The 9,081-nt window shown below is 59.1% G+C and carries 8 protein-coding genes; all 8 read right to left on the bottom strand.

Annotation, left to right across the window (positions count from 1 at the left end):
• Positions 1-262: 262 nt before the first annotated feature.
• A complete protein-coding gene (locus PMX70_RS09975) occupies positions 263-730 on the bottom strand; it encodes a YfcE family phosphodiesterase (RefSeq protein ID WP_271743476.1) in 468 nt (155 codons plus the stop codon).
• Between the two features lie 96 nt (positions 731-826).
• Positions 827-1,543 (bottom strand): LytR/AlgR family response regulator transcription factor, encoded by a 717-nt coding sequence (locus PMX70_RS09980; RefSeq protein WP_006235156.1) that lies wholly within the window; start codon positions 1,541-1,543, stop codon positions 827-829.
• Between the two features lie 72 nt (positions 1,544-1,615).
• Positions 1,616-2,959, bottom strand: a complete 1,344-nt coding sequence (locus tag PMX70_RS09985; RefSeq protein ID WP_271743477.1) for a histidine kinase — start codon at positions 2,957-2,959, stop codon at positions 1,616-1,618.
• The gene (locus PMX70_RS09990; protein WP_117743936.1) at positions 2,956-4,143 is read right to left on the bottom strand and encodes a glycosyltransferase; all 1,188 of its coding nucleotides are present in this window, start codon (positions 4,141-4,143) and stop codon (positions 2,956-2,958) included. Before PMX70_RS09990 ends, PMX70_RS09985 begins: the two co-directional genes overlap by 4 nt.
• Positions 4,144-4,314: 171 nt before the next feature.
• Positions 4,315-5,574 carry an MFS transporter gene (locus PMX70_RS09995; protein WP_117736883.1) on the bottom strand — a complete coding sequence of 420 codons (1,260 nt, stop codon included), beginning with the start codon at positions 5,572-5,574 and terminating at the stop codon, positions 4,315-4,317.
• Positions 5,575-5,675: 101 nt separating this feature from the next.
• Positions 5,676-6,620: a zinc dependent phospholipase C family protein gene (locus tag PMX70_RS10000; protein WP_271743478.1), complete on the bottom strand. Its 945-nt coding sequence runs from the start codon at positions 6,618-6,620 to the stop codon at positions 5,676-5,678.
• A 92-nt stretch (positions 6,621-6,712) separates the two neighbouring features.
• Positions 6,713-7,447 (bottom strand): LytR/AlgR family response regulator transcription factor, encoded by a 735-nt coding sequence (locus PMX70_RS10005; RefSeq protein ID WP_117716143.1) that lies wholly within the window; start codon positions 7,445-7,447, stop codon positions 6,713-6,715.
• Positions 7,448-7,487: 40 nt separating this feature from the next.
• Positions 7,488-8,873 carry a histidine kinase gene (locus PMX70_RS10010; RefSeq protein ID WP_271743479.1) on the bottom strand — a complete coding sequence of 462 codons (1,386 nt, stop codon included), beginning with the start codon at positions 8,871-8,873 and terminating at the stop codon, positions 7,488-7,490.
• Positions 8,874-9,081: the final 208 nt, after the last annotated feature.

The raw sequence follows: 9,081 nt of genomic DNA on the forward strand, positions 1-9,081 counted from the left end.
TGCTCTACAGTCCTGCGCAAGACGGAAAGCACATTAAGTGCTTTCCTTTGCGTGCGGAACTCGCGACAAACTTAACCCCCGCCCCCAGCCCCGGAGACCCTCCCTGCCGTCACATTATTCAACCAGTTTTGCGGGCGTGCGCCGCTGCGCGGCTAGCCCGCGTGCTTCCCGACGGGGTTGGTCTGATTGTTCTGGTTGGACTTCTGACTTTGGCTCAAACAAAAACGGGAGATGCGTTGTGCATCCCCCGTTTTTGTTGCGGTTAGTCCAAGTCAATAAACTTAGTGGTCAGTATCTTGCCGTCTTTGACGAGCATTCTGGCCATGGTGGGGCCTCGGCTGCCTCTGGGGTAGCTGGCGCTGCCCGGGTTGAGGACTAGGCAGCGGCCCACCTGGGCTTCTTTGGTTACGTGGGTGTGGCCGTTGATGGCTACGTCTACGGATCCCACCGGAAGGTCTTCGCGGTAGTGGGCTACGGCAAATTTGAGGCCTTCGTAGGTAAAGAGCGCAAGACGGTCTACATCGGGGCCGTAGTCGCGGTAGTAATCGTTGTTGCCCAATACGGCCCGTACAGGGGCGATGGTGCACAGGTGCTCGTAGTCCATCTCTGACGTGAGGTCGCCGGCGTGGATGATCAGGTCTGCGCCCTCAAGCTCATCCAAGAGCGCAGGCGATAAATAGCCGTGGGTGTCCGAGATGATGTCGATACGCTTGGCGCTTGCATTGTTCATGGGATCCCTTCCGCAAAAAACGATTCGGCAGATACATACAAAAAAGGCCCCACGGCTCCGCAGACGATGGGTCTACAGGGCTGCGGGGCCAGTGCGCTAGAGACTCAAGGCCTTCTTGAGCGGCACGACGCGGCGGCGCGAAACCGGCACGCGTTCGTCGACGCCCGTAATGCCCAGCTGGATGGCGCCCGAGGGCACCGTCTCGACGTCCGTAACGCACGCCAAGTTGACGATATAGCGGCGGTGAACACGGAAGAAGCCAAAGTCGCAGAGCTTGGCCTCAAACTGCGCCAGCGAGGTCGTCGACAAAAAGCGATCATCGACGGTATAGATGCAGGAGTAATCGTCCTTGGCCATGATAAAGCGGATGTCGTCCACGGGAATGAGCACCTTGCGGCCGCCCTTTTCCACCGGGATACGCTCGATGGTCACTTTGCTGTCCGTAACCGGCTTGGCGCGTTGCATGACCTTCTCGATCGCGCGATCCAAGCGAGCTTCCTCGACAGGCTTCATCAGATAATCGACGGCATCGACGTCGAATGCCTCGACTGCATGGTCGCTATACGCAGTCACAAACACGATCGCCGGCGGATTTTTGAGCTTATGCAGCGCCTCGGCAAGTTGCAGGCCCGAGGCACCGGGCATCGAGATATCGAGAAACACGACATCCACGCGACTTTCCATAAGCATCTCGATGGCGGAGCGGACGCTCGACGCCTCCGTGATCGTGCCGATCTTGCCCGTTTGCTCGAGCAGGAAGCGAAGCTCCGAGCGAGCCGGCGCCTCATCATCCACAATCATCGCACGCAGCATAGGGATAAAACCTTTCGTCAACTAACTACGCCGGGCATCCGTCGCATGACGTTGAGCCCGTAGCCTTTTATTTTACTCTTGAATGTCAAAGATGCTCTCTGACAAATCAAGATGAAGAAGCACTTTGGTGCCCTTGCCCGGCGCCGATTCGACACGCGTATAGGAGTGCGGCCCAAAAAAGCGATGGATGCGCTCCGAAATATTGTGCATGGCCACACCGGCGCCGCCACCCTGGGGAGAGCTGGCGTCGGGACGGGCAGAGCGCTCGTCAAACAGTCTGGCGGCGGTACCCTCATCCATGCCCACGCCATTATCGGCCACGGCAATCAAGATTGCATCCTCGCCGTCTTGGTGAACGGTCACGTCGATCCTCAGGGCGTCGTCATCGCCCATACCATGACGCACGGCGTTCTCGACAATCGGCTGGATCACGAACGACGGCACCAGCGTATCTTCCACGTCCTCGGACACATCGAACGTCGCAAGCACGCGGTCCTCGCCAAAGCGGGCCTTCTCAAAGGTAAGGTAGCGCTTGGTCTGTGCGACCTCGCGCGAGACCGGAATAAGCGATCCCGAGTTGTCGAGCGTGGCGCGATAGAACGATGAGAACTCACGAAGCAGTTCGCGGGCCCTCAGCGGGTCGGTGCGCGTAAACGATGCAATGGTGTTCAGCGTGTTGAACAGGAAGTGCGGGTTAATCTGCGCCTGCAGCGCACGCACCTCGGCGCGCGCTGTGAGTTCCTTTTGCACCTCGAGCTCGTGGATGGCGAGCTGCGTGGACAAGATCTCGGCAAAGCCCGAGGCAAGCGCGTACTGGGTACGGTCGACGGCGCGCGGGGTCTTGTAGTAGAACTTGAGCGTGCCGACGGTACGATCGCCCACCTTGATGGGGGCGATAATGCCGGCGGGGACTTGGTTGTGCGAGCCGTCCGAGCCCACGACATCCACCATACGGTTGAACGACTGCACGATGCCATGTTCGATAACGTAGCGTGTGGCAAGCGTGTGGATGGGAGAATCTGGCAGTAGTTTTTCCTCAAACTCGCCCGCGCAGGCAAGCACGTTGTCCTCATCGGTGATGGCCACCGTCATGGCGCGCGTCTCGGGCAAAATGCGCTGGCACACCAAACGCGCCGACTCCTGTGTCAAACCGCCCTTAATGTCCTCGAGCATGGCCGAGGCCACCGAGAGCGTCTCCTCGGTGTACTGGGAGCGCACCGAATCGGGATTGAGCGTCAAAAAGATAAAGATGCACAGAAAGATGCACAGCAGCGCGCAGGCAATCACCGTGGCAATCGGCTCGATTCCGGTCGCCAGGGCAAAAATAAAGTACACCAGCACGCAAATGGCGCAGGCAACGGCAATGATGCGAAAGATTGATATTGAACTATCGCGCTGGGCGCGGCGGTCGATCATTCGGCCCCCTCCAGGATACTGATCAGTTGTGCGTCACGCCAAAGCCCGTCCATGATCTTGGGCCAAAAGCTCTGGAAACGCAGGTAGCTTGCAGCGTTTTGGCGTGCATAGGCCTTTGCCTCGTCGATACCATGGCGCCAGATGCGCAGGTAGCCCTCATGCTCGCGGGTAAACACGCTGCGGACCATAGCGGTCTTGCGCACGCGGTCGTCGAGCTCGCGCGAAATCCACGGGCCCGGGTAGGGCATGAGCGATGCCGCCGTAACGGGAATGAGCTCCTTTTGATGCGCGGCGAACGTCAACTTGGCCCGTTCGTAGTACCAACGGTATACATCCTGCATAAAGCGCGGTGAGCGCTTTTCGGACTCCGGAGGCAGATGGCGCACGGTCCACTCGTTATCGAACCACACGTCGTAGCCAAACATGCGCATGTTAAAGAGGTAATCCAAGTCCTCGCCGCGGGTGATAAACGGGTCAAAGGCCACACGCGTAAAGGCGCGGGCGTGCAGGGCCATCAGGCCGCCGCACACGTAGTTGGAGCGCGAGATGCGGGTGCCCGAGAGCGCCTTTTTCATCCAACGGTTGAACTCGATGCGCTTGGTCCACCAACGATGGCAGATGCCCGCCTTGTCCGTGGGAGCCAGCGGCGAGCCGTCGCGATCGTAGAAATAGCCGCTCTTGACCAAGATCGGCAAGCCCTGACGCGTCTGCTGCCCCAACGCATAGGTCGCGCGCTTCATAAAGTCGGCGTCGATGACAGTCTCATCGTCATCCAAAAAGATAACCGCGTCATGCCCCAGCACCGCAGCGCAGGCCAGCCCCATGTTGCGGATGGCACCGTAGCCTCGCAGGCTCACGCACTCGCCCGAACCCTTGGGCGCGATCTGAGCAACCCGGTCTGCGATGCGCGAGGCCTGGGTGTTGGTAACAACGGTGACCTTGAGCGTGGGATGCGCGTCGACAATCTCGTGCACGCGCAGCGACACATCGGCTGTGGCAGAAACGGGACAGACCACCAAAAGGATGATGCGCGGGATGTCGCGCACCTGCTCAAGTGAGGCCAGGCAGCGGTCGAGTTCGGGATTGTCGGCGTTGAGTCGTGTCGAATGGTCATAGGTGCCAGGGGCGTTTGCGCGAGCGTCATCGCCCGCCCAATACGTTGGAATCACGACCGTGGCGTTCATGCCTTACCCTCCCTGCAACACAAAAACGGGACGCCGCCAAACACAGGCGACGCCCCGCGACCTAGCTGATTCCATCATACCCACTTGGGCAAATCATTGCTCGCAAGTCGCAATGTTTATTGCGGATAACCCCAAAAGAGTACCGTGGACAGGCACAATAGCCGCTCACTCCTATGCGGCATGCTCTGCCGCCCGAGTCATGCGGGACAGGCGGACCAGCAGCATAAAGCCAACGACCAGCAGCACACCAATGGAAAGGACGCCCAGCGACGGGTTGCCGGTCAGCGAGGTGACGACCGACACCAGGAAGGTGCCCATAACACTTGCATAGCGGCCAAAGATATCAAAGAAGCCGTAGTACTCGTTGGACTTTTCCTTGGGAATAATGCGGCCAAAGTAGCTGCGGCTGAGCGCCTGCACGCCGCCCTGGAACAGGCCGACCATAATGGCAAGCACCCAAAACTCAAAGGCGGTCTTTAGGAAGAACGCGGCGAACAGCACAATGCCCATATAGGCGGCGACTGCCACCAAGATCATGTTGAGCGTGCCCACGCGGCCGGCGAGCTTGCCGTAGATGATGGCGGACGGAAAGGCCACGAACTGCGTGACGAGCAGCGCCAGGACCAACTGGGTCGAATCGATGCCCAAGGCCGATCCGTAGCTGGTTGCCATGGAAATGACCGTGTGCACACCGTCGATATAGAAGAAGAACGCGATCATGTAGACCAGCACGGTCTTGTTGTGGGCGATCTCGCGCATGGTGTGTCCGACCTCGGAGAACACGCCGCCCACGATGTGGCCGATAGTGTCCTCGGGACCGCGCTCGCGACCGTACTTCTGCTTATAGGTGCGAATGAGCGGCAGGGTAAAGATGAGCCACCAGGCACCAGTGATGATAAACGACAGACGCGTTGCCAGCATGGTGGGGACACCAAGAGCGGGACCACCCATGATAAGCGCCAGGCAGATGATGAACGGCACAGTGGAACCGATGTAGCCCCAGGCATAGCCCGAGCTGGACACGACGTCCATGCGCTCGTCGGTGGTAATGTCGGGCAGCATAGCGTCGTAGAACGTCATAGAAGAGTTGAGGCCGATGGTGCACAGCACGTACACAGTCAAAAATGCCATGGCGGACATTGGGATAGCCTGCGCCAGGCAAAGAACCAGGCCCGTGAGGAAGAAGCCCAAGAAGAACTTGATCTTGTTGCCGGCGTAATCGGCAAGCGCGCCCAGAATGGGCATGAGCATGGCAATGACCAGCGAGGCAATCGTCTGAGCGTTGCCCCAAGCGACCACCAGGTCTGCCGAGGAAGCACCGGTATTGATGGCGTTAAAGTAGATGGGCACCACCGAGGTATTGAGCAGCACGAGGGCCGAGTTTCCCACATCGTACATGACCCAGTTACGCTCGAGCTTGGTGTATTTCATGGACAGGGACCCTTCGTATTCGCCCGATATGCAGTTAGTTCATCGTACCCCAATTGTCCAGAAGCGCCGGTAAGGATTCGGCAAAGGGGCACGCATGGGCCCTACTCCTCGCGGTCGAACTCCTCGTCGGCGCCGAGCACGCGACCGCTGTAATTGACATGGTTGGTCACGGCTTCCATATCGCCGGTCTCGATAAAGCGGGCAACCGTGCACTCGTAATCGAGCAGCGCGCGGTCAAAGACCTCGGGGAAGCTCTCGGTCGAGACTTCATCGGTAAAGGGGTTCTTCCATGCCAAGTGGCCCAGGTTGCCGGTACGCTCGGGCAGCTCGGTCGTCACGCGGTGCGCAAGGCCGTCGAGCAGCGAATAATCGTGCACCAAGCCCTCAACCAGCGAGATCGCGCGCGTCTTTACGGAGCCGGCCGGCTCAATCGCGCGGTAAAGTCGCTGCATATTGGCAACGGCAGCACCGTACTCCCCCGCCGGAATGTCAATGCCGCACACGCGTCCGGCAACATAGCTCATCAGCACGCCGGCCACGCGATTGATGCGATCGGTGGTGACGATCTCGCCCGCCGGCGGGTAATCGTCAACCGTAGCGCCATCGCGTTTAAGCTGCAGCATCAGTACATCCAGGTCGCTCTCGATCACGGCATGGACCTGACTGCTCGAATCCTCAAGCTCTGAATCGGACTCCACGATGCCAAACTGTTGCTCATAGACAAAGGGGTGAGCGTTGCGGTCGAGCACGTAATGAGACAGCAGGCCCAGCGCAAAGGCACGACCCAAGCTGGCGTCGCGCGGCAGCAGATGCGACACGCCATCGCGCAGGCACGCGAACTGGCGAGACATGCGCGACCGGTGCATGACCTGCGCCAGCAGCGTGCAGTCGGAAACACGCGGTGTCAGAATGTGAAAGAAAAACGGGTCGGGGCCTTGGTTGCCCAAGATAAAGGCAATGCGCTCTTCATCGGACGCGATGACGCCCTGCGGAAGACGGTCGATGCTTTCCTCGCCAAACAGATGATGGGTGATAAGCGCGGGCATAATGATCCTTTCGATTTCATTCGATGCCACCCATTATGCCCACCGCGCGCCCATGCCAAACCTGCGATGGTAAACGACGGCACGCAAGCCTCTTACGCAAGCCCCAGGTGCGACTTGACCTCGGCGGCACGACGACGGGACACCGGCACCGTCGAGCTCACGCGGTCGAGCCTGAGCTCCATCAACCCCGTGGAGCCAATCTCAACATTGTGCACGTCTTCCAAATTGACCAGATAGCTGCGATGAACGCGAATAAAGCCCTCGGAGCCCAAGCGACGTTCGAGCGAAGAGATCGACTCATTGATCAGATATGTTCCCTCGGCGCAGACGGCGTTGCAAAAATCGGCACGCGCCTCAAAGTAGCAGACATCCGCCACGGGGATGAACACCTTTTTGCCCCCGCGATCCACCGTCAGGCGCAAGGGCTGGCGCGGAGCATGGACGACACGACGAACGCCCAGGGCGGCCTCGATCTTATCGAGCGCCTTTGACAGGCGGGCATCCTCGACCGGCTTGACGACGTAATCAATGGCATCGAGGTTATAGGCATCGGCCGCATACTCGGCAAATGCCGTCACAAACACCACGACCGGCGGCGTTTTTAGGTTCTGCAGCGTCTCGGCAAGCTCGATTCCCGAGCGGCCGGGCATCGTGATATCCAAAAACAGCACGTCGGGCTTGTTCGACAGAATCGACTCCACGGCCTCGGTGACATTGCCCGCCTCGGCAATCTGTCCCACACGTGCATCCTTTTCCAGCAGATAACGTAGCTCAGCCCTAATAGGAGGCTCGTCATCAACCACCAAGATGTTCCATCCCTCGGACATATGCGCTTCCCCTCTTTTTTTCTCTCAATCCAACCGCGCGCTACACCTTCATCGGCGCCGGCTCATGCGGCTCGCCGTTCAGCTCGACGATGACCTGCGTTCCCACGCCCTCCTGGGACTTCACGCGCATGCCAGAATCTTCTCCGTAAAAGAAATGGATGCGCTGAAGCACGTTGAAGAGCGCCAGGCCGCAGCCTAGCTTGATGGAGCCGTCGGCGGTAATGCTCTCGGGCTCCTCTTGGCGATGCTGCTCAAACAGGTGCGCGCAGACTTCTTCGCTCATACCGATGCCGTCATCTTCGACGATGATCTCCAGACCGTCATCGGTCTCAAAAGCCCTAACACGAATAGAAAGCGGCTCGGTCTCGCGCTGCGCATGCTTGATGCAGTTTTCGAGCAGCGGCTGCAAGATAAACGGCGGCACCATGCTGTCGCGCACCTCAAAGTCGATATCGACCGAGACGCGCAGACGGCCGTCGCCATACCGGGCCTGCATAAGGTTGATGTAACGAGTGCCCTGTTCCACCTCGTGCTCGAGCGTTGTGAGGGTATCGGAATCGGACAGTGTCTGACGGTAGTAATTGGAAAAGTCGATGAGCAGCGACCTGGCCTTGTCCGGCTCGGTACGCACGAGCGACACGATCGTGCTAATGGTGTTGAACAGAAAATGCGGGTCGACCTGCGACTGCAGGGCCCGAAGCTCCACGCGGGCTGTGAGCTCGTCCTGGCGCTCGAGCTCAAAGCTGGCGAGCTGCGTGGAGATGAGATCGGCAAAACCCGAGGCCAACGCCGTCTGGCGCATATCGATGCTGCTCAGGCGGGGATAGTACAGCTCGAGCGTACCCACGCAATGCCCGCGCACGGTAAGCGGCGCGACAATGCCGGCGCGCAGGCGGGGATAATAGCCTCCCGTCTCATTGGAGGCGTCGCGCGAAAATACACTCTGCTCGCCGGACTCGATCACGTTGAGCGTGGTCTTGAGCACAACCGGGGTGCCGGCAGGGCACTTTGCCGAGTCCTCGCCCCAGCTTGCCAACACCTGTTTGCCATCGGTAAAGCAGATGGCAGAGGCGATGGTCTCGGACAGGATAATTTTAGAGGCGCCCAGGGCCGCTTCGGGCGTAAGGCCGCGCGACGTGTAGGCGAATATTTTCGATGCGATGGCGAGTGTGCGGTCGGTAGCGCTCGACGTGAGGTCGTCGGGAACGACAAAGACGTACGAGAAGAAGAAGCACAGCATGACCAAGCCGGCAATGACGACAACGCCCGGGACGGGGTTGGGATTATCGGTCAAATCCCAGATAAGCAACAGGATAAGCGCCGGAACGACAACACCGAGCAGGATGGCCTGGACCACATGCTGGGCCGTACGAAAGACCTTGGTAGAGTTGTAGCTCTTGCCCAGAATCAGCCTGTTTAAATCCACCGTCATCCCCTTTTATCTACCGCACCCATAGCAATAAAGAGGGCCGCAAGCGACCCTCTCCATTGCATTATACAATCAAATACTGTGTTTTACATCCAGCCATCGATGAACGGTAGCTTAGGCGCTGTACTCCTTGATTATCATTTTCATTGCAACAGCCTCAGGACTCAGCGCAACGCGTTGCGCTGAGTCCTGAGGCGCGAATCCG

Source organism: Collinsella aerofaciens, assembly GCF_028206795.1.
Lineage (GTDB): Bacteria > Actinomycetota > Coriobacteriia > Coriobacteriales > Coriobacteriaceae > Collinsella > Collinsella aerofaciens_AX.

Bases quoted from the DNA above. Each gene is read 5' to 3' on its own strand.
- PMX70_RS09975 (WP_271743476.1), bottom strand. From the start codon at position 730: ATGAACAATGCAAGCGCCAAGCGTATCGACATCATCTCGGACACCCAC.
- PMX70_RS09980 (WP_006235156.1), bottom strand. From the start codon at position 1,543: ATGCTGCGTGCGATGATTGTGGATGATGAGGCGCCGGCTCGCTCGGAG.
- PMX70_RS09985 (WP_271743477.1), bottom strand. From the start codon at position 2,959: ATGATCGACCGCCGCGCCCAGCGCGATAGTTCAATATCAATCTTTCGC.
- PMX70_RS09990 (WP_117743936.1), bottom strand. From the start codon at position 4,143: ATGAACGCCACGGTCGTGATTCCAACGTATTGGGCGGGCGATGACGCT.
- PMX70_RS09995 (WP_117736883.1), bottom strand. From the start codon at position 5,574: ATGAAATACACCAAGCTCGAGCGTAACTGGGTCATGTACGATGTGGGA.
- PMX70_RS10000 (WP_271743478.1), bottom strand. From the start codon at position 6,620: ATGCCCGCGCTTATCACCCATCATCTGTTTGGCGAGGAAAGCATCGAC.
- PMX70_RS10005 (WP_117716143.1), bottom strand. From the start codon at position 7,447: ATGTCCGAGGGATGGAACATCTTGGTGGTTGATGACGAGCCTCCTATT.